General features: G+C 72.5%; 27 protein-coding genes. 13 read left to right on the forward strand and 14 right to left on the reverse strand.

The window, feature by feature from the left end; genetic code table 11:
• Positions 1-15: 15 nt before the first annotated feature.
• From SHK17_RS10540 to SHK17_RS10560, 5 genes are all read left to right on the forward strand, one after another.
• A complete protein-coding gene (locus SHK17_RS10540) occupies positions 16-453 on the forward strand; it encodes a DUF7144 family membrane protein (protein ID WP_322919147.1) in 438 nt (145 codons plus the stop codon).
• A gap of 299 nt (positions 454-752) precedes the next feature.
• Complete coding sequence (locus SHK17_RS10545; protein ID WP_322919148.1) at positions 753-2,027, forward strand: LuxR C-terminal-related transcriptional regulator; 1,275 nt, start codon at positions 753-755, stop codon at positions 2,025-2,027.
• Positions 2,028-2,115: 88 nt separating this feature from the next.
• Positions 2,116-2,553 (forward strand): DUF7144 family membrane protein, encoded by a 438-nt coding sequence (locus SHK17_RS10550; protein ID WP_172272107.1) that lies wholly within the window; start codon positions 2,116-2,118, stop codon positions 2,551-2,553.
• Positions 2,554-2,645: 92 nt separating this feature from the next.
• Positions 2,646-4,715: a phage holin family protein gene (locus tag SHK17_RS10555; RefSeq protein ID WP_322919149.1), complete on the forward strand. Its 2,070-nt coding sequence runs from the start codon at positions 2,646-2,648 to the stop codon at positions 4,713-4,715.
• A complete protein-coding gene (locus SHK17_RS10560) occupies positions 4,712-5,770 on the forward strand; it encodes an AI-2E family transporter (RefSeq protein ID WP_322919150.1) in 1,059 nt (352 codons plus the stop codon). Before SHK17_RS10555 ends, SHK17_RS10560 begins: the two co-directional genes overlap by 4 nt.
• Here the strand turns inward: SHK17_RS10560 and SHK17_RS10565 are convergent.
• The 3 genes from SHK17_RS10565 to SHK17_RS10575 are packed head-to-tail and all read right to left on the reverse strand — an operon-like array spanning position 5,715 to position 8,332.
• Positions 5,715-6,503 (reverse strand): MBL fold metallo-hydrolase, encoded by a 789-nt coding sequence (locus SHK17_RS10565; RefSeq protein WP_172272101.1) that lies wholly within the window; start codon positions 6,501-6,503, stop codon positions 5,715-5,717. The two genes, SHK17_RS10560 and SHK17_RS10565, sit on opposite strands and share 56 nt — an antisense overlap.
• Complete coding sequence (locus tag SHK17_RS10570; protein ID WP_322424282.1) at positions 6,500-7,810, reverse strand: YhjD/YihY/BrkB family envelope integrity protein; 1,311 nt, start codon at positions 7,808-7,810, stop codon at positions 6,500-6,502. The genes SHK17_RS10565 and SHK17_RS10570 overlap by 4 nt, the downstream gene beginning before the upstream one ends.
• Before the next feature lie 15 nt (positions 7,811-7,825).
• On the reverse strand, positions 7,826-8,332 hold the full coding sequence (locus SHK17_RS10575; RefSeq protein WP_172272097.1) for a hypothetical protein: 507 nt from the start codon (positions 8,330-8,332) through the stop codon (positions 7,826-7,828).
• A gap of 172 nt (positions 8,333-8,504) precedes the next feature.
• On the opposite strand from SHK17_RS10575, the gene SHK17_RS10580 reads away from it, so the two are divergent.
• Both SHK17_RS10580 and SHK17_RS10585 read left to right on the forward strand, forming a co-directional pair.
• Positions 8,505-9,044, forward strand: a complete 540-nt coding sequence (locus SHK17_RS10580; protein WP_216652509.1) for a potassium channel family protein — start codon at positions 8,505-8,507, stop codon at positions 9,042-9,044.
• A gap of 133 nt (positions 9,045-9,177) precedes the next feature.
• Positions 9,178-9,699, forward strand: a complete 522-nt coding sequence (locus SHK17_RS10585; protein ID WP_172272095.1) for a DUF1269 domain-containing protein — start codon at positions 9,178-9,180, stop codon at positions 9,697-9,699.
• A 39-nt stretch (positions 9,700-9,738) separates the two neighbouring features.
• On the opposite strand, the gene SHK17_RS10590 is transcribed toward SHK17_RS10585, so the two are convergent.
• The 4 genes from SHK17_RS10590 to SHK17_RS10605 all read right to left on the reverse strand — a co-directional run bounded on the left by SHK17_RS10590 (position 9,739) and on the right by SHK17_RS10605 (position 13,512).
• Entirely contained in the window at positions 9,739-10,392 is a 654-nt protein-coding gene (locus SHK17_RS10590; RefSeq protein ID WP_322919154.1) for a hypothetical protein, read from the reverse strand.
• Positions 10,385-11,209, reverse strand: a complete 825-nt coding sequence (locus SHK17_RS10595) for a bestrophin-like domain (RefSeq protein ID WP_172272091.1) — start codon at positions 11,207-11,209, stop codon at positions 10,385-10,387. Before SHK17_RS10595 ends, SHK17_RS10590 begins: the two co-directional genes overlap by 8 nt.
• A 43-nt stretch (positions 11,210-11,252) precedes the next feature.
• A complete protein-coding gene (locus tag SHK17_RS10600) occupies positions 11,253-12,182 on the reverse strand; it encodes an HAD family hydrolase (RefSeq protein ID WP_322919155.1) in 930 nt (309 codons plus the stop codon).
• A 67-nt stretch (positions 12,183-12,249) separates the two neighbouring features.
• Positions 12,250-13,512 (reverse strand): cation:proton antiporter domain-containing protein, encoded by a 1,263-nt coding sequence (locus tag SHK17_RS10605; RefSeq protein WP_322919156.1) that lies wholly within the window; start codon positions 13,510-13,512, stop codon positions 12,250-12,252.
• Between the two features lie 210 nt (positions 13,513-13,722).
• Here SHK17_RS10605 and SHK17_RS10610 point away from each other — a divergent pair, with 210 nt between their 5' ends.
• The gene (locus SHK17_RS10610) at positions 13,723-15,411 is read left to right on the forward strand and encodes a SulP family inorganic anion transporter (protein ID WP_322919157.1); all 1,689 of its coding nucleotides are present in this window, start codon (positions 13,723-13,725) and stop codon (positions 15,409-15,411) included.
• A 75-nt stretch (positions 15,412-15,486) separates the two neighbouring features.
• On the opposite strand, the gene SHK17_RS10615 is transcribed toward SHK17_RS10610, so the two are convergent.
• Together SHK17_RS10615 and SHK17_RS10620 are read right to left on the reverse strand one after the other, a co-directional pair.
• Positions 15,487-15,789: a hypothetical protein gene (locus SHK17_RS10615; protein WP_322919158.1), complete on the reverse strand. Its 303-nt coding sequence runs from the start codon at positions 15,787-15,789 to the stop codon at positions 15,487-15,489.
• Between the two features lie 12 nt (positions 15,790-15,801).
• The gene (locus tag SHK17_RS10620) at positions 15,802-16,278 is read right to left on the reverse strand and encodes a DUF6325 family protein (RefSeq protein ID WP_322919159.1); all 477 of its coding nucleotides are present in this window, start codon (positions 16,276-16,278) and stop codon (positions 15,802-15,804) included.
• A gap of 199 nt (positions 16,279-16,477) precedes the next feature.
• On the opposite strand from SHK17_RS10620, the gene SHK17_RS10625 reads away from it, so the two are divergent.
• Entirely contained in the window at positions 16,478-16,864 is a 387-nt protein-coding gene (locus SHK17_RS10625; RefSeq protein ID WP_322919160.1) for a phage holin family protein, read from the forward strand.
• 36 nt (positions 16,865-16,900) lie between these two features.
• Here the strand turns inward: SHK17_RS10625 and cls are convergent, their stop codons facing one another.
• Positions 16,901-18,352, reverse strand: coding sequence for a cardiolipin synthase (cls, locus tag SHK17_RS10630; protein WP_322919162.1), 1,452 nt, complete (start codon positions 18,350-18,352; stop codon positions 16,901-16,903).
• A 105-nt stretch (positions 18,353-18,457) separates the two neighbouring features.
• Here cls and SHK17_RS10635 point away from each other — a divergent pair, with 105 nt between their 5' ends.
• Together SHK17_RS10635 and SHK17_RS10640 are read left to right on the forward strand one after the other, a co-directional pair.
• Positions 18,458-18,967 carry a hypothetical protein gene (locus SHK17_RS10635; RefSeq protein WP_322919163.1) on the forward strand — a complete coding sequence of 170 codons (510 nt, stop codon included), beginning with the start codon at positions 18,458-18,460 and terminating at the stop codon, positions 18,965-18,967.
• Positions 18,968-18,969: 2 nt separating this feature from the next.
• Positions 18,970-19,437, forward strand: coding sequence for a hypothetical protein (locus SHK17_RS10640; RefSeq protein ID WP_322919164.1), 468 nt, complete (start codon positions 18,970-18,972; stop codon positions 19,435-19,437).
• Positions 19,438-19,441: 4 nt separating this feature from the next.
• Here SHK17_RS10640 and SHK17_RS10645 read toward each other — a convergent pair whose 3' ends face one another.
• The 4 genes from SHK17_RS10645 to SHK17_RS10660 form a co-directional block, all read right to left on the reverse strand.
• Complete coding sequence (locus tag SHK17_RS10645) at positions 19,442-21,724, reverse strand: helix-turn-helix transcriptional regulator (protein ID WP_322919165.1); 2,283 nt, start codon at positions 21,722-21,724, stop codon at positions 19,442-19,444.
• 118 nt (positions 21,725-21,842) lie between these two features.
• Positions 21,843-22,064, reverse strand: coding sequence for a hypothetical protein (locus tag SHK17_RS10650; RefSeq protein WP_172272062.1), 222 nt, complete (start codon positions 22,062-22,064; stop codon positions 21,843-21,845).
• 109 nt (positions 22,065-22,173) lie between these two features.
• Positions 22,174-22,440 (reverse strand): ANTAR domain-containing protein, encoded by a 267-nt coding sequence (locus tag SHK17_RS10655; RefSeq protein ID WP_172272059.1) that lies wholly within the window; start codon positions 22,438-22,440, stop codon positions 22,174-22,176.
• 302 nt (positions 22,441-22,742) lie between these two features.
• Entirely contained in the window at positions 22,743-24,047 is a 1,305-nt protein-coding gene (locus SHK17_RS10660; RefSeq protein WP_322919169.1) for a hypothetical protein, read from the reverse strand.
• Positions 24,048-24,957: 910 nt separating this feature from the next.
• Here SHK17_RS10660 and SHK17_RS10665 point away from each other — a divergent pair.
• A complete protein-coding gene (locus SHK17_RS10665; RefSeq protein ID WP_322919170.1) occupies positions 24,958-25,563 on the forward strand; it encodes a PAS and ANTAR domain-containing protein in 606 nt (201 codons plus the stop codon).
• A gap of 54 nt (positions 25,564-25,617) precedes the next feature.
• Positions 25,618-26,493 carry a WcbI family polysaccharide biosynthesis putative acetyltransferase gene (locus SHK17_RS10670; RefSeq protein ID WP_322919172.1) on the forward strand — a complete coding sequence of 292 codons (876 nt, stop codon included), beginning with the start codon at positions 25,618-25,620 and terminating at the stop codon, positions 26,491-26,493.
• The last annotated feature ends 32 nt before the right edge of the window (positions 26,494-26,525 follow it).

Genomic DNA, 26,525 nt, shown 5'->3' on the forward strand with positions numbered 1-26,525 from the left:
GTGAAGGAGAAGCCCATGACGCAGCACGCACCACTGGCCGACGGGGGCCAGCCACCCGCCCGCGACGGGCTGTGGAGCGGGGTGATCGGCTTCGCCTCGATGATGCTCCTGCTGCTCGGCGGGTTCCACGGGCTCGGAGGCATCGTCGCCCTCCTCACCGAGACCCACTACGAGGTGCCGTCCTCGCAGCTCGTCGTCTCGGTGAGCTACGACGTCTGGGGCTGGATCCACCTCGCGCTCGGCGTGGCGCTGTGCTTCCTCGGGGTCGCGCTGATCGCCCGGCAGCCGTGGACGCGCGTCGCCGTGGTGGTCTTCGCCGTCCTCAGCGCCGTCACGAACCTGGCGTTCCTGGCGGCCGCGCCGGCCTGGTACTCCCTGATGATCCTGCTCGACGTCGTCGTCATCTATGCGGTCACCGTGCACTTCGACTCCGGCAGCGACTTCGACTACTAGGCCCGTCGACTCGCCGACGTAGCGCCGCCGCGTGGGCCACCGGGAGACGTCACCCGCTTCGGGTGACTCCACGACACGATCTCACCCGGGTGAATTGAGGCGCGAGGTGACGCGCTCTCACCCCAGGGGGGAGGTGAATAGCCGCGCACCCCACCTCACCCCTAGGGATGGCCATGTCTTCCTCCGCGAACCACGTCACCGATGCTGTTGCAGCCGCTGCGCCCCTGGTCAGGACCCGGACGCCGCTGAGCGTCACGGCAGCGCCCTCAGCCGCTCCTGCGCCCGACCGTTCGTGGGCCGTGGTGGAGATCCTCCGCGACGGGAGCACGGGCCCGTGGATGATCCTCACCGCGTCTGACGACGACGGGACGGGACCGGCCGCGCCACCCGCCCTGGCGGCCACGACCCTGCCGCCCTCGCGGGTCGACCCCGTCCTCGAGGTCCACCTCGGTCGGGTCCAGGCGTCGCAGGGGCACCACCGGGAAGCCGTGCGGTCCTGGACCAAGGCGCTCCGCGCAGCGACCACCGGCTCGCTCCGGCACCGTTGCCTGGCGCAGCTGGCCCTGGTCGACGCCTACATGGGACGGCTCGCACGCTCGGCGGAGCACGACCGCCGGGCCGAGCGGATCATGCCGGGTGTGGGCGGCGACACCCTGCAGCTCGCCCGGGCGGTACGCCACCTGGCGCAGGGCGACCTCCCCGAGGCGCGACGACGGCTCGAGCTGGTGGTGTCGACCGCGGACGTGCAGGACGAGCCGTGGGAGGGCACGCTCCGACTGCTGCTGGGCGCCGAGCTCCTGATCGCCACCGGCCGCCCCGATGCAGCCTCGCGGTTGCTCGCGGAGGCGCTCGCGGTCGACGGGACTCCCACCCCGGGCTGGAGCAGCGGTGTCCTGCTCGCCAGACGAGCGGACGCCCTCGCAGCGGAGGGCGAGCTGCACCGGGCGCTCGCGCTCGTCACTCCCCTGCCCGCGCAGGCGGCAGCAGAGGCCGGGGTGGTGGCCGCCGACATGCGCGCCGCCATCGGTGACATGCGTGGCGCGCAGGCCGTCCTGACCGCCGTGGTGGACGAGCTCGACCTTGCCCCCGCCTTGGTGCAGGTGCGCGCCTGGGTGCTGGAGGCCCGGTTGGAGCAGCACCGCGGCAACACGGTCCGGAGCCGGGTGCTGGTCGACCGGGCGCTGCAGGCGGCCGCCGGCGAGGACATGCCGACCCCGCTCCGCCGCGACTGGCAGTGGCTGCGCGCGACGCTCGACCGCGACCTGCCCCTGCGGCACGCGCACCGGGAGATCCTCGCCGGCCTGGACCGCCTGGTCCGGGACTCCGACGTCCGGCCCCGGCTCGTCGACGTCTCCCGGGCCCCGCAGCCGGAGGTCCTCGGTGGCGCCCTGACCGAGCGCGAGTCCCAGGTCCTCGAGCTGCTGGCGGAGATGTACTCGACGGAGGAGATCGCCGCCGCCCTCTTCGTGTCGGGCAACACCGTCAAGACGCACCTCAAGGGCATCTTCGCCAAGCTGTGCGTCAACCGGCGCGTGGACGCCGTGCGCCGCGGACGGCAGCTGGGTCTCTGCTAGGCGACGCCGTCACCCACCGTGGGGGAGGCGACCGCCGGGCGGCGCTCACATGCTGGTGCCGATACCACCGCAGCAGAAAGGTCCCGACATGACTGCACACGCTTCGGTCGACCGCTCCGGCAGCGCCCCCGGCGACACGGGCGGGGGATGGTACGGCTGGGTCGTCTTCGCCGGCGTCATGATGATGATGCTCGGGGCGTTCCACGCCATGGCCGGCCTGGTCGCGCTCTTCAAGGACGACTACTTCCTCGTCACCGAGCGCGGGCTGGTGGTGACCACCGACTACACCACCTGGGGCTGGGTCCACCTGCTCCTGGGTGTCCTGCTCGCGGTCGCCGGCGGGGCGCTGCTCACCGGAGCCACCTGGGCCCGCGTCGTAGCCGTCGTCGTCGCGATGACGAGCGCCGTCGTGAACCTGGCCTTCCTCGCCGCCTACCCCCTCTGGTCGGCGATCATGATCGCCGTCGACGTCTTGATCATCTACGCGGTCACCGCCAGGCGCGGCTCCTACGCCGAGTGGCGCTGACGCGTGGACGGGCGCAGCAACCACGCCACCCGCGGCGCCGGAGGTCGAGGTGCTGAGGTGACCCCTCGCGCGAGCCGGCGCAAGCGACACCCGTGAGCGGCGTCACCGATCCGCCGGCGCGTGCCGACGCGACCGCCCCTCGGACGCCGCGTCCCCGGCCTCTGCGGCTGGCGGACGGTGCCCGGCTCGTCGCGGCGTGGATCCTCTCGTTCGTCGCCCTGCTGATGACAGCGTGGCTCCTCCCGGGGTTCACCCACACCTCGTGGCTGCCGCTGCTGGTCGCCGCCGCCGTGACCGGGTTGCTCGGCCTCGTGGTGCGTCCGGTCCTCGTCGAGCTCGCGGCCAGGGTCGGCTGGATCGCCGTCGCGTTGTGCACCGTCTTCGGCCAGGCGGTCGTGATGCAGCTGGCCCTGGGCCTCGTCCCGGGCGTGTCCTTCGCGTCGTGGTGGACCGCCGTCGCCGCGGCGTGGATCGCCTCTGCGTTCGGGACCGTCCTGGTGTGGCTCACCAGCGCCGGGACCGACGAGTCCTTCGCGGCGAGTCTCATGCGGATCAAGCCGGGCCACGTCACGGACCCCGAGGTCGACGGCGTCCTCTTCGTCCAGCTCGACGGCGTCTCCTTCCCGGTGATGCAGTGGGTGCTCGAGTCCGGCACGATGCCAACGTTGCGCCGCTGGGTCGACAGCGGGTCCCACGCGCTGCACGAGTGGACGGTCCAGCTCCCGTGCACGACACCCGCGAGCCAGCAGGCGCTGCTGATGGGCAGCGCGGCCGGCGTCCCCGCCTTCCGCTGGTACGACCGCGAGCTCGGCAGGGTCCTCGTCGCCAACCGTCCCGAGGACGCGGCGGTGATCGAGTCGCGCGCGAGCACCGGCCAGGGGCTGCTCGTCGACGACGGGGTGTCCGTCTCCAACCTGTTCACCGGTGACGCGCCCAAGGCCTCCATGACGATGAGCCGGCTCGAGGTGACGCGCGGGGCGCGCCGCACCAGGCAGGTGTTCGCACGCTTCCTGGTGCGGCCCGACGGCCTGGCGCGCAGCCTGTCGCGTGCTGCGGCCGAGGTGGGACGCGAACGCTTCCAGATGGCGCGTCAGCGACGCCTGCTGGTGCACCCGCGCGTGCACCGCTCCTGGACGTTCGCCGCGCTGAGGGCGTTCAGCAACGGCCTGCTGCGGGACCTCAACACCGCGATCGTCAGCGAGGAGATGATGCGCGGCGCGCGCAGCATCTACGTCGACTACGTCGACTACGACGAGATCGCCCACCACGCCGGCGGCACGCGCATCGAGTCACTCGCCGCGCTCGGCGGGCTCGACCAGGTCTTCGCGGTCCTGCACAAGGTCGCCGAGCGAGCGCCGCGGCGCTACCACGTGGTGGTGCTCAGCGACCACGGCCAGTCCCAGGGGGAGCCTTTCGCGGCCCGCCACGGCATCGAGCTCAGTGCGCTCTGCCGCGCGCTCACCATGTCGGCCACCTCGGGCGTGGAGGGCAGCATCGAGGGCTGGGGCCGGGTCGACTCGGTCCTGCAGGACCTCACCGCGGCGCCCTCGACCGGGATCTCGGGGGCCGCGTCACGCCGCGTCCGGGGCAGGACGCAGCCGGACGCTGCCTCCAGCGACAGCGAGCTAGTGGTGCTGGGCAGCGGCAACCTGGGGCTCGTCTACGCGCCGGGTCCCGCGCGGCTGACGCTCGACGACCTCGATCGCCAGTGGCCGGCGCTGGTGCCCGGGCTGGTCGCGCACGAGGGCATCGGCTTCGTGAGCGCGATGTCGCTGGCCGGCCCCGTCGCCATCGGGCGCTCGGGTCGCCACTACCTCGACACGGGTGAGGTGGTCGGCACGGACCCGTTGCACGGCTTCGGCTCGCACGCCGCGGCGATGGTGCGCGCGGCCACCTCGATGCCCGAGGCGCCCGACCTGTACGTCAACAGTGCCGTCGACCCGCGCACGCGCGAGATCGCTGCCTTCGAGCCGCTCGTCGGCGCACACGGCGGGCTCGGCGGGTGGCAGGACCGCGCGTTCGTGCTGGCACCGGCCGACCTGCTCATCCCCATGGAGCCGATCGTCGGAGGCGACGCCTTGCACCGGCACCTGGTGGGCGTGCTGGAGGCGCTCCACCACCGGACGAGCCTCCCCGCCGGCCACCAGAGGAGCAGCTCATGACAGCGACGCGCAGTGGCCGCATGCTGGTGAGCGCCGCCGCGCTGGTGGTCGTCCTCGCGGGGCTCAAGGCCGCCGCCGGGATAGTGGGACCCACGGCACTGGCGCTCGCCCTGACCGTGCTCCTCCACCCCGTGCGCTCGCGCCTCGGGCGGCGGATGCCGACGTGGGCCGCGTCCGTCGTCGTGCTGCTCGGGGCATACCTGCTGATCGCCGCACTCACTCTTGCCCTGGTGGTCTCGGCCGCGCAGCTCGCGTCCCTCGTGCCGACCTATGCGAGCGAGCTCGACGACCTGTCCGGCAGCGTCCACAGCACGGTCACGTCCATGGGCTTCGACGAGCCGCAGGCCAAGGCCGCCGCGGGAGCGCTCGACGTGGGCCGTCTGGTGGAGGCCCTCACGGCCCTGATGGGGGGCATCGTCTCCCTGCTCTCGTCGTTCGCCCTCGTCCTGACGCTCATGCTCTTCATGGCCTTCGACGGTGCGAGCACCGAGCGGCTCGCCGCCGGTGCACGTCGGCACCGGCCCGACCTGGTCGCCGCGCTCGAGTCGTTCGCGCAGGGCACCCGCACCTACCTCGGGGTGTCCGCGATCTTCGGGCTCATCGTCGCCGTCGTCGACACGGTCATGCTGTGGGGCCTGGGCGTCCCGGGCGCGCTCGTCTGGGGCGCACTGGCGTTCGTCACCAACTTCATCCCCAACATCGGCTTCGTGATCGGCCTCGTGCCACCCGCCCTCGTGGCACTGCTCGAGGGCGGTCCCGACCTCATGGTCGTGGTCGTGGTGCTCTACTGCGTCGTGAACCTCGTCATCCAGTCGGTCATCCAGCCCCGCTACGTCGGGTCCGCCGTGGGCCTGTCGACCACCCTGACGTTCCTCTCGCTCGTGTTCTGGGCGTGGGTGCTCGGCCCGATCGGAGCACTCCTCGCCGTGCCGATGAGCCTGCTCGTCAAGGCGCTGCTCATCGAGGCGGACCCCGACGGGACGTGGCGGGAACCACTGGTCAGCGGTCAGCCCGGCGACCTCGTCGAGGAACCACCACCGAGCCGCCGAGGCTGAGCACGGCGACCTCGCAGTCGGGCGCCTCCCTGGTGACGGCCGCCGCGAAGTCCGGTCCTCCGGCTCCCATCCACCCACGGGGCAGCTCTCGCGCGCCCGGGACGTGGAGGGTCCCCCAGTGCACCGGGACGGCGAGCGACGCGCCGACCCGACGGCACGCCACGGCAGCCTCGTGCGGTCCCAGGTGTCCGGGTGAGAGGCGCGGCCCCCAGCCGCCCACGGGCACGACCGCCGCGTCGACGGCCGCCCCCGCCAGGTGGGGGACGGTCTCCATGCCGGCGTAGAGCTCGGTGTCCCCGGCGATCCACACCACTCCGGACGGCCCCCTCACGAGATGGCCGTTCGCCGCGTTCGGCCGGTGCGGCATGGGTCGCGAGTGGTGCACGGCCGGTACGAGGCGCACCCGGACGTCGCAGTCGTCGTCCACCCGCACCCACTCGTCCTGCAACCCGTGTCCGCGCAGGCCCTTGCCCGTCACCCACCGGGCGTTGTCGACGGCCGTCAGCACCGGGACGTCCCCGAGCAGCCGCAGGGAGGAGACCTCGGCGTGGTCGTGGTGGAGATGGGACAGGAGGACGGCGCGCGCACCCGCCCAGGCCGCCCGGTCGGGCTGCTCGCCGCGTCGCCGGAGCGGGCCGTTGTGCCGTCGCAGGAGCGGGTCCGACACCAGGCGCACACCGTCGATGTCCACGACGACGGTCGCGTGGCCCAACCACGTGATGACGATGCTCATGCGTTGACCCGCCTCTGCGACGACCCCGCCGAGGAGCGCGCGACCGGGCGGACGACCAGCTCGAGCACGGTCGTGACGACGGCGATGACCAGGGCCCCCAGGACGGCGTTGCCGAGGCCGTCGACGGAGAAGCGCTCGGTGAGCCCGGCGGTCGTGGCGAGCAGCACGCCGTTGACCACCAGCGCGAAGAGACCCAGCGTCACCACCGTGAGGGGCAGGGCGACCAGGTCGAGGAGCGGTCCGAGCACGGCGTTGACGAGCCCGAACAGGACGGACAGGGCCAGGTAGGTCACGACACCGCCGTCGACGTGCAGACCTGGCACCACGGCCGTGGCGACCCAGACGGCCGCCGTGAGGATGAGCCAGTTGAGCAGGACGCGGACGAGCAGGAGGACGTCGTCCGCCGTGAGCCCGCGATCCTCCTGCTCGACGACGCGGCTCTGGTCGGCGGAAGGGTCGTGCAACCCGAAGCGCGTCTTCAGCGCCACCACGCGAGCACCACGGGCCGCATCGAACTCGGCGCCGATCGCCGTGCTGCCCACCAGGATCCCGGCGCCGACGAGCATCCAGCCGATGAGGGCGATCGTGATGCCGAACAGGCCGAAGTCCTCGGTGTAGCGCTCCACCGTGACCGGCATGTAGACCGTGGTCGCGAGGGAGAACGCCGTCGTGCCCACAGCGGCGCCACCGCCGGCGACCAGCAGCCGGCGCCAGTGCACGCGCCGGTCCATCAGGAGGTACGGGATCGAGGTCCAGAGGACCAGGCCGGTGGCGAGCTGCACCGGGACGGTCCACCACCAGTGAGCGCTGAGACCCTCCCCCAGCTCCCGCAGGCCGTAGGTCAGGCAGACCTCCACGAGCAGCGCTCCCAGGCCGAGCACCGCGAAGACCGTGCTGCGCACCCCCTGCCGCTCCTGGTCCCACCCGGCGCGGTACATCGCCTGCATCCGGCGCGCGAAGGACACTCCCGAGAACAACAGCAGCAGGGCGCTGAACACGCTCACGCCGCTGGAGGCACCGGGCGGTGTCGAGAACAGCTGCTCGACGGCGTCCGCGGACCCACCCGTCAGGGCGAACTTGTCGACCAAGGAGTCGGCGACGACGTCCTCCTCGCCGACCGGTGCCAGGCTCGCCACCAGGATCAGGAGCGGGATGAGGGCAGTGAACGCCTGGGAGGACAACACGATGCACCGGTCGATCCCGGCCATCCTGAGGAACCGGAGGACCGACCTGCCCAGGAAGGACTCGGCGGCTCTGCGGCCGAGGGCCTGGAGGTCGCCGGAGGAGCCCGGGCGGATGAGGTCCATCAGGCCGTCGCCACGTCAGTGCAGGGCGATCTTGAGGACGATCATGGCGACGCCCAGCAGCCCGGCCGCCACCGTGGCCACCACCAGCGCCCCTCCGCGGAGGTGACCGGCACGCCCCATGCGCCACCCGACGACCAGCAGGAGCACCGCGTTCAGCCCGAGCGCGAGGTCGACCGCCAGCGCCGTCTCCACGCGGAAGAGTGCCTCGACGACCAGGAAGGCCACCGGGACGGCGCACGCCGCCACGAGCGGCCACCCGTCGCCGACCACCTCCCGCTTCTCCGCCGAGGTCAGCGCGCGGCCGGCGAGCGTGCGGACGCTGATCCAGTGCACGTACGTCTCGGCAGCCCAGTAGACGACCAAGGTGATGAAGAGATTGAGCGCCACCCTCACGAGCCGGAAGTCCTCGGGGACCGTGGCCAGCACGGCCCCGCCGATGATGAGCCCGTAGACGTGGGACGCGTGCCTCCGGGTCTCGCGGTGGGTCGACGTGGCGCCGGTTGCCTGCGGCTGCCCGACCATGCGCCCGCCTCCCTCACCTCGCTCGCCGGTGCAGCCCATGGTCGCGCCGCTCAGCCGCCGTGGGGTCACCCGACTCAGGTGATGCACGGACGAGGTGGACGACGTGGTCTGGGCCTGCGCCGCCACGCATGCCGTCGCGTGTCCCGAGGCAGCAGTGAGGAGGAGCCCCACCGTGACCCACGCCCGTGAGCAGAGCCAGAGCACCGGCACAGGCCGGCCTCCCGTCGCGCGTGGCGTGGCACGGGCACTCGCATCGACCACCGCCGTGTGCGTGCTCTACTTCGTCCTCCCCCTCGACCACCTCGGCCGATTGCCAGTCGGGGTCGGCCTGCTCGCAGCGCTGGGCGCACTGGTGGTGGTCACGGTGTGGCAGGTGCACGCCGTGACCCGCTCCACCCACCCGGGTGTGCGGGCGGTCGAAGCGCTTGCCGTCATCCTGCCGGTGTTCCTCGTCCTGTTCGCCGTCAGCTACTACCTCCTGACGCTGGACGACCCCGACAGCTTCACCGCCGGTGCCCTGACCCGGACGGACGCCCTCTACTTCACCGTCACGGTCTTCGCGACGGTCGGCTTCGGCGACATCGCGGCGGTGACCCAGCAGGCGCGTCGCCTGGTCACCGTGCAGATGGTGCTCGACCTCCTGCTGATCGGCGTGGTCATCCGCGTCTTCGTGGGCGCCGTCGAGCGGGGTCGGAGCCGCGACGGTCGGTGACGGCAGGCGTGCCCCTCGGTGCTCGCCCGCCACGTGTGAGGCACGCCCGGCGCTGCGGGCCTTGGATGGAGTCGACACCGGCCCCGACGGGAGCGAGACGAGCCATGCACGAAGCGCCCCGGAGCACGGCCCCGTGACCGCGCTGACGGTGTGGCACTACGACACGCCCTTCGGGGCCGAGGCGGGTGGTGTGCGGCTCAGGGCCTTGGAGGAGCGCCTCGTCCTCACTGTCCACGACGCCATCACGGTCGCCTGGATGCCGCGGGCCGAGGAGCCGGTGATCAGCCACCTGCACCATCCGTCCGCGTCGAGCGCCGGCAAGGGCTCGGTGCTGGGCGGACTCGTCGGACTCGTCGTGCTCGCTCCGCTGGCCGGGGCCGCTGCGGGCGCCGGCATCGCGGCCGCCATGTCGCGACTCAGCGGCGCCGGCATCGACCGCCGGCTCGTCGAGGAGATGGAAAAGCACCTGACCCCTGGCTCCTCCGCCCTGCTCGTGCTGTCGAGCGACGCCGACCTCGACGAGCTGCGCCCGGTCATCGAGCGCGAGCTCGAGCGCGGGGACGTCGCACTGCTGCACGCGGAGCTCTCCGAGGACGCCCCCGCGGCCGTCCGGGAGGTCGTCGACGACCTCGAGCGTCGCGGACAGGGCCCGTAGCCGCGACCCGGGTGCGGCCGCGCCCACGGACCAGCGCACTCAGACGGCGATGCTCACCGGGAAGGTGGCGATCCACGCCAGGGTGCCGAGGAAGACCGCACAACCGGCGACGGTGAGGACCCACCGCAGGCGCAGGGTCGAGACCCGGGTGCTCATGCCGGCGAAGAAGAGGGCGACCGCGTAGAGCACCACCGTCAGCACGTAGTTGCTGGCGCGCTGGATGTTGCGGCGCACCTCGGCCGCCGAAGCCTCGGCCCGCACGTCGAGCTCCTCTGCCTGCTCCTGGGACGCGAGGTGGTACTCGTCCATGGCGAACGGTGTGGGCGGCGCGTCGGGATCGGTGAAGGGGGCGGTCGCCGTCCAGGCGTCGTACGCCGGGCGGAACTCGTCGCGGAACCGGTCCTCGACGAACTCCGCGAGCCGGGCGTCACCGGTGCGATCCGCCTCCACCCAGGCGATGAAGGTGGCCACGTCGATCTGCGTCTGTGACTCGGCCAGGGCGTCGGCGCGCGACGCCTCGATGCGGACGGCGTTCGTGCGGCCTGCTGCGGCTGCCTGCTCGCCGTTCCACCGGGTGGCCTGGTAGCTGCTCCAGGACGTCGCGACCGCGGCGACGACGAGGAGCAGGGTGGCGGTGCCCTCCTGCCACGAGCGAGTGCGGTGCTCGGACGACCCGGACGTCTGCTCAGGCACGGTCGCCACGCTCGTCGCACGGCAGGGAGACCTCGATGCCGACGACGTCGAGCTCGACGTCGATGAGCGCGATGGTCCGCTCCATCGCGGTCGGCTGCAGCCTGCCGATGCCACCGCCGTGCGGATGGTCGAAGAAGGCGACGAGCAGCAGGAGCAGGGTGATGACGACGGCGGTGCTGCCCATGAGCATCGCCTGGGTGAACGGCCCCTCGGAGGAGTCGGCGAAGAAGAGCAGGTAGGTGAACACGACGCCCGTGATGAGGAAGAGCACCCACCACAGCGGCGCGGGGATGATGCCCTCGGCGCCGTGCACCCGAGCGACCCTCGCCTGCTCCCGCTGCGCCGTCTGGTCCATCCAGCGGTCGTAGGCCGACTGCTCCGTCGCGCTCTCCGGCTCGACCTCCGAGATGGTGCGGTAGAGCTCCACGCCCCACGGGTTGATGCGGTCCCCCAGGGTCTGCGACTCGAGTGCCTCCCACTCCGTGCCCGCGACCGAGCGGGCGTAGCAGGCCAGCTCGGCCGTCAGCTCGCCGGAGACCTCACTCGGGAGGAACTGGGCCGTCTGCACCTGCTGCAGCACCAGGGTGGCCTCGGTCTCGGCGCCCGTGCGTGAGGAGTCGTAGGACTCGAACGCGAGGAAGATGATGAAGCCGAGGAGCACCGAGAACCCGGTCGCCAGCACGCCGAAGACCCCCGAGGCGCGGTCGCCGTCCTGGAACCAGCTGCCCGCCGGCGCACGCCGTCGCACCGTGAGCATCGCCGCCACGCAGACCGAGGTGACGGCGACGACCACCAGGAGCCCGACGAGCACGTTCATGGGCGCCGGCCGGCGTCCGGGCGCACCCCACCCGGCGGGGTCGTCACGTCACGCCGTCCTCGACGAAGACGGTGGCCCAGTCCTCGGCCATGCTGACGATGGACCACCCGAGGCGGTCGCCGATCTCCGTGATGGGCTCCGTCTCGGTCAACGACACCGCGCCGCCCTGGTAGGCGAACTCCCGCTCGGCGTCGTCGTGGTCCACGAGGAGGGCGAGCGTCGGGCCGTCCGCCAGTCGCGCCCACTCCAGCATCTCCCAGTCCCCCGCCGTGTTGCCCGCGGCGAAGATGGGACGACGCCCCAGCTGGGTCTGGATGTTGTTGACCTTCGCGGGGCCCTCGTTGGCCCCGCCGACGAGCCGCGTCGACCGGCGCAGCTGCGGACCCGAGGCCTCGGCGCCGTACTCGTACTCGATGAGGGTCCCGACGACGAGCTCCGGTGGGACGCCGTACAGCTCCTGGCTGACTGCGCGGACGAACTCGGTGCCCCCACCGGTGACGACCGCGACGGTGAACTCCAGCCGACGGAGCTCGGCGACCAGCTCGAGCATCGGCTGGTAGCGGTTGGACCCGTGGAGGCGATCGAGGGTCGCGTGCCGGGCAGTGCTCATGAACTCCACCACCCGCCGGCTGAACTCGTCCGGTGGCACCCCCTCGAACAGGCTGGTGAGCGCCACCGCGATGCGTGGGAGACCGAGCTCGTGGATGGCGTGCTCGTCGTGGCTGAGCAACGCGTCGAAGGCCGGTTCGTCGCGCAGGCCGGGGTCGGCCTCGACGGCCGTTCTGAGCGCGTCGACGAAGAAGTCGAGCTGGACGTACGTCGGTCGCTCGCACCACAACGTGCCATCGTTGTCCAGGCACGCGACGCGCTGGTGGAGCGGGACGGTCGCGGCCCGGCCGAGGAAGTCGACGACGGCGTCGCGGACGGCGCCCTCGCGCCACGACGGGAGCAGCGGTCGGGCGAAGTTCATCATCGGCGTGTCCTTGCTCCCGGGATCTGGGCGGTCGTCCCGAGCGTCGCCCGGCGGAGGCCCGACCGCCTCACCCTCGATGAGTGATCTGGTGGGTGCGTCGGTAGCGGGCACCGAGGGGACCCGCCGACACGCCGTGCAGCACGACGCTCAGGGTGACCGTCAAGGCGATGACGGCGACAGCCTCGCCGGTGACGGCGGACTCGCCCAGCTCCTCGACCGCCAGGAGTGCGAAGACGACGGAGGCCAGGCCCCGCGGACCGAACCAACCGATGAAGAGCACCGTGGACCGGTCCAGGCCGGCACCGAGCGTGGCGACGGCGACCGGCACCATCCGGACCGCCGTGAGGCTGAGCACGGCATAGCCGACGGCCGCCACGGACAGGTGGTCGAGCGCGACGGGGAGCAGGGCGGCACCGAACAGGAACCACACGGCGAGGCCCGCGAGCTGGCCCAGGAGCTCGGGCAGCACCACGGCCTCCTCCACCTCGTCCGCCTCGTCCGCCTCGTGTGCCTCGTCCCCCTCGGCGGGTCGCCGCGGCAGGACGGCCCCGAACGCCGCACCCGCGACGAAGGCCGCGATGAAGCCGTTGCCGTCGAGGGCGACCGCGAGCGAGAAGCTTCCGAGGGCGGCCCCGAGGGTGGCCAGACGTCTCCCGCCCGGGGCGATCCATCGCCTCGCCGCGCCCAGGCCGACCAGCAGGGCGGCAGCCAGGCCGACCACCAGGCCGACACCCAGTCCGACGGCCAGGTCGAGGAGCGCCCTTCCCTCGGCGGACTCGCCGTGCACTCCCGGAGCGAGGTCGGCGGCGACGACCGCCAGGGCGAAGACGACGACCGGCGTGGCGATGCCGTCGTTCAGCCCGCTCTCCACGTTGAGGACCCGACGGACGCGGCCCGGGACGCGCTCGTCGCCGACGACCTGGGCGCTGAGCGCGGCGTCCGTCGGCGCCAGCGCGGCTCCCACGAAGAGTGCCAGCGCCCACGTCGCGTCCGCGAAGATCCAGGCGGCGAGGACGGAGCCGGTGACGATCGACAGCGGCAACCCGATGCCGAGCAGCCGCGCCGGTACGCCGACGTCGCGGCGGAGCCGCGACACGTCGACCCGCGAGGCGTCCGCGAAGAGCAGCATGGCGAGCGTCAGCTCGGCGAGCCGGTGCACCGACGGTGACTCGACGTCGAGACGGATCGGCCCCCACGTCGGGTTGGCCAGGGCGAACCCCGCCGTGAGGAACACCAGCGCCCCGGTGACGTCCCAGTCGGCCAGCCGGCTCGAGGTCACGGCCCACACGATGGTCAGGAGGGCCAGGGCGGCAAGCACGGTGTCCGTCACGGTCCGCTCCTGCCGGCGAGGGGCGCACACGCCGGGAGGCGGTGCTGTCACACCTCCCCGCACCGTCCCGCTCCGGACATGCAGCCACCTCCCCCGTCGCGGATGACCGACGGGTCGCGCCTCCTCCGCGGCGGGGGAGGCTGGTGGACCCGACGCTGATGACACTGACCACCCGAGGACCACGCCGGCGGCCGGGAGGATCGAGCGGAGATGACGAGTCGAGCGCGCCCGTCCTTCCGACGACGCCTGCTCGAGCTCGCACCGCGGCGCGCCACCGTCAAGCAGGACCTCGTGGCGGGCATCCCGGGCGCCATCAGCAGCGTCCCGGACGGCATGGCGGCCGGGGTGCTGGCCGGCGTCAGTCCCGTCCACGGGCTCTACGCCAGCATCTTCGGGCCCATCGGGGGCGGCCTCACGAGCAGCAGCAGGTTGATGATCATCACCACCACCAGCGCGGCGGCCCTCGCCGCCGGCTCGGCGGTCGCCGGCACACCGCCGGACAGGCGGCCGCAGGCGCTGTTCCTGTTGACCCTCATCGCCGGCGGGCTCATGGTGGCGGCCGCGCTGCTCCGGCTGGGTCGCTACACGCGCTTCGTGCCGCACTCGGTGATGATCGGGTTCCTGACCGGGGTCGCGTGCAACATCATGTTCGGCCAGCTGCCCGACCTCGTCGGCTCCGACGTGTCGGGCGACTTCGCCCTCGCGAAGGCCTGGAACCTGCTGCTGGACCCCGGCAGTGCGGACCCGGCGTCGATCGCCGTCGGCGCGGCTGCGATGGCGATCCTCGTCCTGGGCGGGCGGCGGCTCGGCCCCTACGCGTCCTTGCTGGCGCTGGCCCTGCCCACCGTCGTCGTGGTCCTCGCGGGTGCCGACGCGGTGCAGCGGGTGAGCGACGTCGGCGACATCCCCCGGGGGTTGCCCCTGCCCGCGCTCCCCCGGCTCGGCGAGCTCTCCTTCGACCTCCTCACCGGGGCCTTCGCAGTCGCGGCGCTGGTGCTCATCCAGGGCGCTGGGGTCGCCGAGTCCTCCCCCAACCCGGACGGGACGCGCTCCGACGCGAACCGCGACTTCCTGGCGCAGGGCATCGCGAACGTCCTCGCCGGACTGTTCCGCGGGCAGCCGGTGGGCGGCTCGGTGGGGCAGACGGCGCTGAGCGTGGCCGCCGGTGCTGGCGGGCGGTGGGCGAGCATCTTCGCCGGGTTGTGGATGGCGGTCATCCTGGTGGCGTTCTCGGGCGTGGTGGGCGCCGTGGCCATGCCCACCCTCGCGGCCGTCCTCGTGGCGGCCGCCTACGGGTCGCTGCGGACCGGTCAGGTCCGAGCGATCCTGCGCACGTCGCAGATCTCACGCATCGCCGTGTGCGCGACGTTCGTCGCCACCCTCCTGCTGCCCGTCGCCGCGGCGGTCGGGCTGGGCGTGGTGCTGGCCCTGATGATGCAGATCAACCAGGAGGCGCTGGACCTCCGTGTCGTCCGGCTCCGGCCGACCGGCACCGGCACGTTCCACGAGTCGCCCGCCCCCGCCCGGCTCGAGTCGCGGCAGGTCCTGCTGCTCGACATCTACGGCAGCCTCTACTACGCCGGCGCCCGCACCCTGCAGGCCCACCTGCCCGATCCGGAGGGCTCGGACCACCCGGCGGTCGTGCTGCGGCTGCGTGGACGCGCGATGCTCGGCGCCACGTCGTACGTCGTGCTGTCGGACTACGCGGCGAAGGTCGCGGCCGTCGGGGGCCGGCTCTACCTGGCCGGGCTGGACCCGGCAGTCATCACGCAGCTGCGGCGCAACCGGACCGTGGAGCACGCCGGCGACGTGGTCCTGTTCGAGGCGACCGACGTCGTCGGCGAGGCCAGTCTGGGTGCCTACACCGAGGCCGAGGAGTGGCTGGCCGCGCAGCGGTGAGCAGGCGCCGCCGCAGGCCCGGACATGCGGACGGGGGCCGCGCCCTCAGCTGCGGCCCCCGGCGCATGCCGGACGTCATTGCGCCAGTATTCGCGCCTTCTGCTGATCGAACTCCAGCTGGTTGAGCACGCCCTGCTGCTGCAGCTGCCCGAGCTCCTTGAGCTGGGCCAGCTTGGTCTCCATGTCCACCGCCGCACCCGGCGCCAGCGGCGGCGCTGCCGCGGCGGGTGGCGGGGCGGCGTACGCCTGCTGGGCCGCGGCCTGCTGCTCCTGCGCTGCCCACCGGCCCTGCTGCCGGCGCTGCACGCGTCCCGACACAGCCGTCGCCGTGCCGGCGATGGCGGCCGTCCTGGCGACCCCGCGAAGTAGTCCTGGCATGGTGATCTCCTCCTAGTGGTCGGACGTGGTGGACGGGTCGTCGGACGTCGCGGCCTCGACCAGGGCGTCGAAGGGGATGCGACCGCTCGCGACGAGCTGTCCTCCGCCCCGCCTGATCGCGGTCGCGAAGGGTGCCGCCCAGGTGTTCTCGTAGACGAGGATGCCGGCCGAGCTCCCGCTCTGCAGCACCTCGCCGGCCTCGGCGATGTCGTCGTCGCTCAGCAGGCCCGAGGCGGCACCCTCGAAGACCGCGAGGTCGAGCTCACCGTCCCCGTCGAGGTCGGCGACGGCGATGCCGTGCACGACTCCGTCGAGGTCCTTGGTGACGAACACCAGGTCCAGGATCCGGATGAGGCCCCGGTCGACCAGGTCCACGAGCAGGGGCAGGCCCTCACCCGTCATCCTGCTTCCGGGGAACTCCACGACGATGTAGTCGACCGGTCCCATCTCGATGTCGTCGGTGCTGCTCGGTGCCTGGTCGACACTCATGCTTCCTCCTCGAGGCGATGGGTCCCGCGGACGACGGCCACGGGGGCCGCCCGACGAGCCACGGGACGACCTCGTCGGACAGTAGGCAGCGCCGTCGTCCGACCACCTCACCCGGGACAGGTGAGGGAGGCGTGCCGGCCCGTGCCTACCGTGACCCGTGCGCGTCCCCGGTGGGCGGGGGCCCACCCGAGGAGTCGACATGCTCGTAAAGCTGCTGCTCGCCTGGATCGTCGTGGCCGCCGCCATCGCCGCCGCTGCGGCCGTGGTGCCGTCGGTCGAGATCGACGGCGGGGTCCTCTCGCTGCTCTGGGTGGCCCTGCTGTTCGGCCTCGTCAACGCGCTGATCGGGCCGGTCCTGCAGCTCCTCGCGCTGCCGTTGACCATCATCACGCTCGGCCTCTTCGCCCTGGTCGTCAACGGGATCCTCCTGGCCATCACCGCTGGGCTGACCGACTCGCTCGACGTCGGCGGCCTGCTGTCGACCACATTCGCGGCGATCGTGATCTCCGTCGTGACGGCGGTGCTGCTGTTCGTCCTGGACCGCGTCCTCGGTGGACCGCGAGCGGCGCACCCGGCGCAGGCCTGAGCGCGCGGCGCTACCCGGGCGCCCGGTGGCCAGTGCTCACTGAAGGGCCGCGGTCAGCCGCATCGTGTTGTCGAGGTAGCGCTGCACGGCCGGACGCCGGCTCCACTCCTCGAGGGTGAGCTCGCGCGACAGGGCGCGGTAGTCGTCCTCCACCTTGCGGAACCGCGCCACGACGTCGCTCCCGGTGACCATCATGGACACCTCGTGGTTGAGCGCGAACGACCGCATGTCCATGTTGCTCGAGCCGATCACGGCGACGTCGTCGTCGATGCTGAAGTGCTTGGAGTGCAGCACCGCGGGTGCGGGGTAGAGGTGGATCCGGACGCCGGCCTCGAGGAGTGCCTGGTAGTAGGAGCACTGGGCGTGGTAGACCATGAACTGGTCGCCCTCCTCGCTCACGAAGAGCTCCACCTCGACGCCACGGCGAGCGGCCGTCGTGACCGCGTAGAGCAGCGGCTCGTCCGGCACGAAGTAGGGGCTGGTCAGCGAGACCCTGTGGTGCGCCGAGTAGATCAGGGTCGTGAACAGCCGCAGGTTGTTCTCGGTGCCGTAGCCCGGACCGCTCGGCAGCACCTGCGCCGCCACACCGTCGTCGTGGCGCGCCGGCTCCACGGAGACGAGCTCCTCGTCCAGGCGCTCGCCGGTCTCCGCGTACCAGTCCTTCGCGAACACGGCGCGCAGCGCCCGCACGGTCGGACCGTCGACGCGGGCGACGAGCTCGACCCACTCGCGGCCCGCCTCGTGGTTCTTCGGCTTGTTGTAGCCGGGCTCCACCAGGTTCTGCGAGCCCATGAACGCGGTGCGTCCGTCGACGACGAGGATCTTGCGGTGGTTGCGCAGGTCCGGGCGCTGGAACTGACCCTTGAGCGGGCGGACCGGCAGCATGGGGTGCCACTCGATCGTGGTCCGCGCGAGCCGCTCCTGGAACCCCGCGAAGCCGGGGATGGAGCGCGACCCCATGTGGTCGAACAGCAGCCGCACCCGCACCCCTCGCGCGGTGGCGGCCACGAGCGCCTCGAAGAAGGGGCCCGTCACGTCGTCCCATGCGGCGATGTAGAACTCCACCTCGACGGACACGGTGGCGGACGCGACCTCGGCGGTCATGGCGGCGACGGCGTCGCGGTAGCCCGGGACGAGGTCGATCCGGTTGCCCGCCTGCAGGGGCAGCGAGCCCAGGTTGCGGTTCAGGTGCACCACCGATGCCAGGTAGGGCGGCCCGTCGACGGGCTCGGTCACGAGCCGGTCGACGGCGGTGCGGATGGCGCGGTCCGACTCCTGCTGCCGGGCGAGGCGTCGCCGGCCGAGGTCGGTCCGCCCCAGGAGGAGGAAGACCGCGAAGCCGGCCAGCGGGATGATGAGGATGAGGATGAGCCACGCCATGGCCGCGGACGGCTTCCGGTTGCCGGGGATGACGCCGAGGGCGATGACCTTGATGACGTAGTCGGCGACCACGAGCGCCGCGCCGAGCACGATCAACAGCTCCGACACGGGACCTCCTGGACCGGGGACGGCCATCGTCGGCGAACCGGCTCGAGGGCGTCCTCATCCGTGCCGGGTGAGGCGTGGCGACGCGGGGGCGCCCACTGTCGGCCCATGAGGCCTGGCACCCGGCACCCGAGCCCCGTCCTGCGGGGGGCCTGGTCGGCTGTCGTGTGGCCGGTCCTGGCCGGCGTCGCGACGGCGCTCGGCGCCGTGGGGGCGTATCGGGCCTCGACCGTGCTGGGACTGCTCGCGACGTTCCTGCTCCTGGGCGCCCTCACGGCGGGCTGCCTGTTCTGCATCGCCCTCGAGCTGGCGCCGACCGCCCGCGAGGCCGCCCGACGCGCGATCACGCTGCCGGTGGCCGTCCTGGCCGGATGGGGACTGGTCAGTGCCTTCAACCTCTACGGCCTGCTGGTCGTGGTCGCGCTGGCCGCCACCTCCCCGCCTGTGACCCGACGCCTCTCCCCCCGGCTGGCCGACCGTGCGGATGCAGTCCGGGGAGGTCGGCCGGCGCCGGACGACGTGACGCCGTACGACCGGCTGGAGCGCGAGCGCGTGAACCGGCGGTTCGAGGAGCTGGTCTCTGGCCTGGACGACCCCGGCGAGGCGCAGGAGCGGTGACCGTGTCCTGGGACGAGCAGCCGGCCACCTACGAGATCCGCCTGCAGGGGAGGCCACCCGGCTGGCTGCGGGACAGGTTCGGCATGCTGAGGACCAGCCCCGCGCCGGCCCAGACCGTGCTGTTCCGCCGTGTCGACTCCCCCCGCGACCTCGACGTGCTGCTGTCCCGGCTCACGTCGCTGGGTCTCACCCTCGCCGAGGTGCACGAGCACCAGCCGTCGGGCGTGCCGGCGGACGCCTCCGGCCGGACCAACGGGCCGTGCAGCTACGAGGTGCGCGTCGACGGCCGTCTGGGCGAGTCGTTCCTGACGTTCCTCAGCTGGCGGCACTGCGTCGTCCCGGAGCAGACCTCGGTCCTGGTCGAGGCCCGTCCCGAGGACGTCCTGCAGCTCCTCGCGACCTGCTCGGAGCTGGGGTTGGGCATCGAGCGGGTCCGGCGGGTGAGCAGCACGAGCTCCGCCACCGGGTGAGTCCTCAGATCAGCTGCTGGCGCCTGGCCACCGCCACGGCGTCGGTGCGGGAGTGGGCACCGAGCTTGCGGTAGAGCGCCTGCACGTGGGTCTTGACCGTGTTGGCCGACAGGTGCAGCACCGCAGCGATCTCGGTGAGGCTGAGGGTGCCCTGCAGGAGCCGCAGCACGTCGAGCTCCCTGCCGGTGAGCGGCTCCTCCAGCGGGTCCTGCCGGAGCCGCTCCCGGAAGGCCGCCCGGACGACCGCGACGCGGGCGTGCATCGCGGCCATCCCCTCGGTCCAGCGGTCGTTCCGGGCGGCCAGCTCGTCGAGGAGGTGCTGCGCCTTCCCCAGGTCGTCGAGATCCACCGCGACGCGCGCCATCACGAGGAGGTGGTGGATCCCCGGCCAGGGGCCGATGGTCGGGAGCCGGCGTCGCAGGGCCCAGCCCTCCTCGAGGGTGACCATGGCTTCGGCGAGCTTGCCCGCCGCCGCCTGCGACTGCCCGAGCGCGGTGAAGGCGAGCGACCGCGCCTGCGGCATGGCGTAGACCTCACGCTCGTCGGCGATCCGCATCGCCTGGTCCGCCATCTCGGCGGCGACGTCGTGCCGGCCGAGCTCGGCGTTGACGAGGGCGCAGTCCGCCAACGCCGCCAGGCGAACCATCGGCAGAGCCGCATCGCTGTGCACCGCCCTCAGCAGCGGCGGCATGGCCGCCGCCAGGTCGCCCAGCACGTACGCCGCGTGCCCGAGGCTGCGCTGCGCCATGGCGTACTGGATGGTCCGCGCGTCCGTCTCGAGCTCGGCGGCGCGGCTCGCCCCGGACATCATCGGCAGCGGACCGTCGTAGCCGAACATGCCGTGGACCAGTGCGACCGCGGACTCGACCGAGTGCGTCCCGTCGGGCAGGGGTCCGTCGTGGAGCACCGGCGCCAGGCCGTCGAGGTGGCGGGCGAGCACCGCCTGGTCCCCCGTGATGGCGGCCACCCACGCTGCTGCGACCCCCGCGGACGGGTGGCGGGAGATGGCCTCGGTGCCCAGTCCGTCCAGCCACGACCGCAACGTGTGCGCACGGCCGCCGTCCAGGTGGGCGATCACGCTCTTCTGCACGAGATCGGCCGCGCAGCCCGTGTCGCCGGCTGCGAGCAGGTGGGTGACCGCCTCGTCGACGTGGTGGTGGAGGCGGAACCACTCGGCGGCACGCCGGTGCAGCACGGGGACGCGCTCGGGGTGGAGCACCTCGAGGTGGCTGCGGACCACGGCTGCGAACAGGTGGTGGAACCGGAACCACCGACCCTCGTCGTCGAGCGGCACGAGGAAGAGGTTCGCGCGCTCGAGCTCGCGCAGCACCGCCGCCGACCCGGTGGTCTCGACGACGTGGTCGCAGAGCGCCGCGCAGAAGGTGTCGAGGACGGAGATCTCGAGGATCAGGCGGCGCACCGGCTCCGGGTGTCCGCTCAGCACCTCCTCGGAGAAGTAGTCGGCGACCGACCGGTGGCTGCCGTCGAAGCGGTGCACCTGCTCGTCGGCGTCGGAGCGCCCGGCCAGGGCGAGCGCCGCGAGGTAGAGGCCGGCCGGCCATCCCTCGGTCGTGGCGAGGAGCTCCGAGACGCCCTCCGCGCGCAGCGCGACGTTCTCGACCGACAGGAGCGACGCCGCCTCCGGCTCGGTGAAGCGGAGGGCGTCGGCTCGGATCTCCCCCAACAGCCCCGACGCCCGCAGTCGTCCCAGCTTCAGCCCCGGGTCGACGCGAGTCAGGATGACGAGGTGCACGTGGTGCGGCAGGTGCTCGACGAGGAACGACACCTGGTCGTGGCACGCCGGGTTGGTGATGCACTGGAAGTCGTCGAGGAGGATCACGACCTCGTCCGGCGCGGAGGACAGTGCGCCCAGCAGCCTGGGCAGGGCGCCCGCGACGAGCTCGCCACCGGGTGCGGCCAAGGACGTCGCCAGCTCGGCCGACACCGCGCACCCGGCACGATCGAGCGCGACCGCCACGTGGGTCCACAGGCGTGCGGGGTCGTTGTCACCGTCGTCCAGGGCGACCCACGCGGTGGCGCGGGAACCCTTGCTGTCCGCCAGCCACTGGGCGGCCACGGTGGTCTTCCCGTAGCCGGCCGGTGCCGAGACGAGGACGATCGGGCGGCGGGCCGCCTCGTCGAAGACGTCCACGAGGCGCTGCCGCGCGACCCAGGCCGCGCGCTGGGGCGGTGGATGCAGCTTCGTCTCCAGGACGAGCTGGAGCGGCGGGGCGACGCTCGGCTCTCCCAGGCCGGACGCCACCTCGCTCGAGCTCGGGTCAGACATGGCGCATGCTCGCCCCCCGTCGGTCGACCGACACGTCACCGTATCCCCCGGTCACCCTGAGGGGCGAGCGCTTTGCCGGCGCGCCGTCCCGGGCAGCGAGCAAGACAGGCACCCGCGCTCACTCGAGGTCGTCGTACACCTGCTCCCGCCTCACGTCGACCAGGACCAGCCCCTCGCGCCGCAGGGCCTCGAGGATGCCGTGCAGCTCCGCCTCGTCGGCGAGCTCGGCGCGCATCGTCGTCCCGACCGGGTCGACGGAGACGCTGATCCGCGCGAAGTCGTCGACCAGGTCCGGCGGCACCTCACCGAGCACCCGGATCTCGTATGCGGACCTCGACATGTGAGTCTCGATTCTCGGCGCCCAGTGGATCACGACAGGGTCTCGCGACCGAGGCGTCGACGCGTCACCCCCAGCGGGTGACGCCGATCCTCCCGGTGACTCGGCCGCCTCACTCCGCGGTCGGCAGCTCGCGTGTCTCGGCGATGTGCCGGGCGATGTCGACCAGCTTGCGGTTCGAGTGGGACGACACGCGCCTGAGGTAGTCGATGGCCTGTGCGGCGCTCATGCCCAGCCGCTCCATCAGGATCCCCTGCGCCTGGCCGATGACCGTGCGGGCCTGCATGCCCCTCTGCAGGTGCTCGATCTCCATCGCGGCGATGGCCAACGGGGTCGCATCGGACTCAGCCGCCTGGTCCGGCCTCTGGGCATCGATCATCGACTCGTTCCTCCGTGCTGCCTGCGGATCGGGCTTGCCCAAACCCTATACACAGGTGCACAGCTTTTCTATACGCGACCCGGCGAACCCGCGGTCGGTGCCCCGCGGCCAGCAGCCCGGCCGCGGGGCGGTCCCCACACAACCCCGGTCGGCGCGATGGCCGGCCGCGTCCCGCTCAGCGGCTTCCCCGGTGCAGCTGGTCGTGGCTGGACGGTACGCCCGTCACGGGGTGCACACTCCACCCCTGGGGCGGGGTGGACTCTGTCCAAGGTCGGACAGGCGTGACTCGCGTACGTCGATGGCTAGGTGGCCTCGACGGGGATGGCGTCTCCCCGGTGACGCGTGTCGACAGCGGTGGCCTCCTCGCCGGCGCCGACCAGCACCTGGAGGGCGACCAGGCCCGCGACCACGGTCGCGAGCGACCACCAGAAGCGCTCCATGGAGACCTGGTTGCCCCAGAGCAGGACCACCCCGCCGGCCAGGACGACGAGCACCCGCAGCCAGGCCCGGTTGCCAGCCACCCAACGTCCTGTTGCGCCGACGGAGTCACCTCCGAGGCGTGCCCCGGTCCCCTCGAGCGCCGACGCGAGCCGGGTGCGGACGGCCGTGCCGTACGCGTTGGGCCCGGCGAAGCACCCCGCGACGACCAGCGTCAGCCCGAGGGCCAGCACCACGTCCTGGCCCCGCTCGAGGTAGGCGAGCAGCGTGTCGTAGAAGACCCGGCTCGCCGGGCCGAACACGGTGCCCGAGAGCTGGTTGACGAACAGCTGGCGCCCGATCGCGAGGGCCAGCGCGACCAGCACGGCGTTCGCCACGAGGGCCGCCCCGATCAGCACGCCCATCCGGGGCCGACGCCGGGCGAGGACGAAGGCGAGGACGTAGAGGGCGGCGACCACAGGGAGCATCCAGATCGCGATCGGGTTGCTGAAGGCGTAGATGGTGCGCAGCTGCGCCAGACCCTCGGACTGCAGCAGGACGACCTGCCGGTCGGTCGCGGGGACGGGCAGGTTCTCGACCAGCGTGAGCCCGCGGTCGACGAGTCGCCCCTTGACCGCGGTGATGACCGCGTCGACGTCCAGGACGAGTTGGTCGCCCTGGACCGTGACGGCTCCGGAACCCTCCCCCGTCAGCACGCGCTGCAGCGCCTGCTGCGCCCTGATGTTGACCTGCACCCAGAGGTCGGCGAACTGGTCCGAGGCGATGAAGGCGCGCACCTCACGGTCGATCAGGCCGTTGATCGCCGCGGCCAGGGGCCCCACCAGCTGCTCCAGGCGGGGCCGGTCGGTGATCACGCCGGCGAAGACCTCGTCGAGGACGGCCTCGATGTCGACCTGGTTCTCGATGGCGTCGGTGACCTTGGTGGCGATGACGTCCTGCACCTCGGGCGAGGCCACGAGCGGGTCCACCGTGGAGACGTAGCGGTCGGTGTCGTTCAGGGTCCGCTGCCCCCAGTAGGCCACCGCGGCGGGCGTGGTCAGGAGGGCGGCGAGCAGGAGGCAGACGAACGCGGCGACCGAGCGTCCACGGGACGGGCCGGCCGGGGTCTCGGATGGGGGTTCGGTCCGGGTAGGGACGGTGGGCGCGTTCGGTGTCGAGAGCTGCGACATGGCTTCTCCGTCGGAGGTGACGTGGCGGTGTCCGGGACCCGCGTCGGATCGCCGTGGGTCGAGCCGCCGTCGGCCGACCGTAGGTCGGTGCTCGTGCCGGTCACCTCACCCCGGGCGGGTGAGCGCTGGACGGCGACCGTCCTCACCCGTCGCGCAGGATGCCCGGCAACCCTGACGAGAGGAAGCCCGATGACTGACCCCGTGTCGTCCTGGCGGGACGGTCCCACCGCCGCGGGGGTGGCGGCAGGTTTCAGTTTCGGGGTGGCACGGGTGCGATGTGCAGTTTCGGGGTGGGCCGGGTGCGATGTGCCGCCACCTTCCCGAGGTCCGCCGTGGGGGTGGCGGCAGGTTGCAGGCAGCGGGGTCCGGGACTGCGATGTGCCGCCACCTTCCCGAGGTCCGCCGTGGGGGTGGCGGCAGATTGCAGGCAGCGGGGTCCGCAACAGCGATGTGCCGCCACCTTCCCGAGGTCCGCCGTGGGGGTGGCGGCAGATTGCAGGCAGCGAGGTCCGCAACAGCGATGTGCCGCCCACCTGGCCGAGTACCACGGACGCCGTCCGCCGCTTCGTCGGTGCAGGACGGTCGGGTGTCCGCCATCAGGTCGTCACGGACGAGGCATCGGTGCTCCGCCAGGTTGGCGCGAGGTTCTGGTCCCTCGCCCCGGCCAGCGACGCCTAAGTCACCTCGGCGGGGACCGAGGTCACCGGCTCGACATCACTGCTGGAGGGAGGCGGTATGTGCGGCAACCCGCGCCCGGAGGCCTGCTCACCTGTAAACTCATCCCACCGAATGACTCGAGGACACGGGTCACTCAGTCCCGCATGCCGACAAGAACACGGACTGCTCGTTGGACATCGACTCTTTTCCCGGCACCCGGTCCCCCGGTGTCGTCGCCCCCTTCAGCTACGACGTGGCGAACGACCAGTGGGAGTGGTCCGACGCCCTCTACGACCTGCACGGCTACTCGCCTCGTGAGATACCTGCCACGACGGGCGCCCTGCTGCACCACAAGCACCCCGATGACCGCGAGCGTGCCGCCGGTGTCTTCGCGGCCGTCGTCCAGGACGGTGGGACCTACAGCTGCTACCACCGCATCGTGGACCGCAACAAGCGTGTCCTCTCGGTCGTCAGCGTCGGCAGGACCGTCCTCGACCCGGACGGTCGACCGGCCGAGATCGAGGGCTACTACATCGACCTCACGGACGCACGACGTGACGAGACCGAGGCCGACGTCAGGGACGCTCTCTCCCGGAAGGCACAGGCCGGGCCCCTCATCGACCAGGCCAAGGGCATGATCATGCTCGCAGAGGGTTGCACTGCGGACGCGGCGTTCGAGCGACTGCGGTGGTGCTCCCAGGACACCAACCGCAAGGTCGCCGACGTCGCTCGGGCACTGGTCGAGTGCGTGGCCGAGAGCGGGTTCCGGAGCGATGTGGTGTCCCAAGTCCTGGGCCGGCTCCTCGAGGAGGCTCGCGAGGGGCAGGTCGACCTCGGCAGGCAGCGCTCCTCCGTCTGACGGGGGCTGACCCCGGCCCATCGCCCGTGCGGCGGGCTCTGCGACGATGGACCGGTGCGTGATGACCGGCCGTTGCTCGTGGTGGTCGGCAACTGCCAGGCCGAGTCGCTAAGGCTGCTGCTCGACGCCGGCGACGTACGCACGAAACGGGTCCCGGCGCTGCACGAGCTGACGCCGGCCGACGTCGTCGCCCTGCACGAGCTGCTCGCCCGAGCCGACCTCCTCGTGGCGCAGCCGACGTCCGACGACTACCGCGGTCTTCCGGTCGGCACCAGCCAGCTCCGGGCGGTGCTGCCAGCGAGCGCGCGGGTCGCCCTCGTGCCGAGCCTGAGGTACGCCGGCCTGCACCCGTTCCACCTGCTGGTCCACCCGCCCGGACTGGAGCAGCCGGACCCGCCGGTCGTGCCCTACCACGACATCCGGACCGTGCTCGCCGCCGACGACGAGCGGGCGGGCAGGCCGGTTCGGGACCCGCTGCAGCTCACCGTCGAGACGGTACGCGCGGTGGCCACGGCGTCGGTGGCCGAGCTCGCGCGACGCGAGGCCGTGCACGACACGGTGGTGGTCAGCGACCTCTTCACCTCCCCCACCGCCGACGCCATGCGGACCATCAACCACCCCGGCAACGCCGTCCTCGCACCGGTGGCGGCCCGGCTTCGGCGCGCGCTCGGCCTCGACGCCCTCGGCCCGGCCGTCACCCGGCCACTGCTGAACAACATCCACGCGCCCCTGCTGCCGGAGGTGCTGGCAGCGCACGGCCTCGAGTGTCCGGCCACGACCGACTGGACCATCGATGGGCAGCCGGTGGCGACGACGACCGTCGAGGCGGCGCACCTCGCGTGGTACCGGCGTCGGCCCGAGATGCTCGATGCCGCGCTCACCCGCATCGAGCCACTGCACGAGCTGCTCCGGAGGCCCGCCGTGACCTGAGGCCGCACGAGGCCTTGCGACCGGGATGCTCT

The organism is Nocardioides renjunii, assembly GCF_034661175.1.
Taxonomy (GTDB): domain Bacteria; phylum Actinomycetota; class Actinomycetes; order Propionibacteriales; family Nocardioidaceae; genus Nocardioides; species Nocardioides renjunii.

What these genes read in the sequence shown, in the direction of transcription:
- SHK17_RS10550 (WP_172272107.1), top strand. Translation starts at nt 2,116, where the DNA reads ATGACTGCACACGCTTCGGTCGACCGCTCCGGCAGCGCCCCCGGCGAC.
- SHK17_RS10650 (WP_172272062.1), bottom strand. Translation starts at nt 22,064, where the DNA reads ATGTCGAGGTCCGCATACGAGATCCGGGTGCTCGGTGAGGTGCCGCCG.
- SHK17_RS10595 (WP_172272091.1), bottom strand. Translation starts at nt 11,209, where the DNA reads ATGAACGTGCTCGTCGGGCTCCTGGTGGTCGTCGCCGTCACCTCGGTC.
- SHK17_RS10615 (WP_322919158.1), bottom strand. Translation starts at nt 15,789, where the DNA reads ATGCCAGGACTACTTCGCGGGGTCGCCAGGACGGCCGCCATCGCCGGC.
- SHK17_RS10625 (WP_322919160.1), top strand. Translation starts at nt 16,478, where the DNA reads ATGCTCGTAAAGCTGCTGCTCGCCTGGATCGTCGTGGCCGCCGCCATC.
- SHK17_RS10560 (WP_322919150.1), top strand. Translation starts at nt 4,712, where the DNA reads ATGACAGCGACGCGCAGTGGCCGCATGCTGGTGAGCGCCGCCGCGCTG.
- SHK17_RS10655 (WP_172272059.1), bottom strand. Translation starts at nt 22,440, where the DNA reads ATGATCGATGCCCAGAGGCCGGACCAGGCGGCTGAGTCCGATGCGACC.
- SHK17_RS10620 (WP_322919159.1), bottom strand. Translation starts at nt 16,278, where the DNA reads ATGAGTGTCGACCAGGCACCGAGCAGCACCGACGACATCGAGATGGGA.
- SHK17_RS10540 (WP_322919147.1), top strand. Translation starts at nt 16, where the DNA reads ATGACGCAGCACGCACCACTGGCCGACGGGGGCCAGCCACCCGCCCGC.
- SHK17_RS10645 (WP_322919165.1), bottom strand. Translation starts at nt 21,724, where the DNA reads ATGTCTGACCCGAGCTCGAGCGAGGTGGCGTCCGGCCTGGGAGAGCCG.
- SHK17_RS10660 (WP_322919169.1), bottom strand. Translation starts at nt 24,047, where the DNA reads ATGTCGCAGCTCTCGACACCGAACGCGCCCACCGTCCCTACCCGGACC.
- SHK17_RS10575 (WP_172272097.1), bottom strand. Translation starts at nt 8,332, where the DNA reads ATGGTCGGGCAGCCGCAGGCAACCGGCGCCACGTCGACCCACCGCGAG.
- SHK17_RS10610 (WP_322919157.1), top strand. Translation starts at nt 13,723, where the DNA reads ATGACGAGTCGAGCGCGCCCGTCCTTCCGACGACGCCTGCTCGAGCTC.
- SHK17_RS10600 (WP_322919155.1), bottom strand. Translation starts at nt 12,182, where the DNA reads ATGATGAACTTCGCCCGACCGCTGCTCCCGTCGTGGCGCGAGGGCGCC.
- SHK17_RS10565 (WP_172272101.1), bottom strand. Translation starts at nt 6,503, where the DNA reads ATGAGCATCGTCATCACGTGGTTGGGCCACGCGACCGTCGTCGTGGAC.
- SHK17_RS10635 (WP_322919163.1), top strand. Translation starts at nt 18,458, where the DNA reads ATGAGGCCTGGCACCCGGCACCCGAGCCCCGTCCTGCGGGGGGCCTGG.
- SHK17_RS10570 (WP_322424282.1), bottom strand. Translation starts at nt 7,810, where the DNA reads ATGGACCTCATCCGCCCGGGCTCCTCCGGCGACCTCCAGGCCCTCGGC.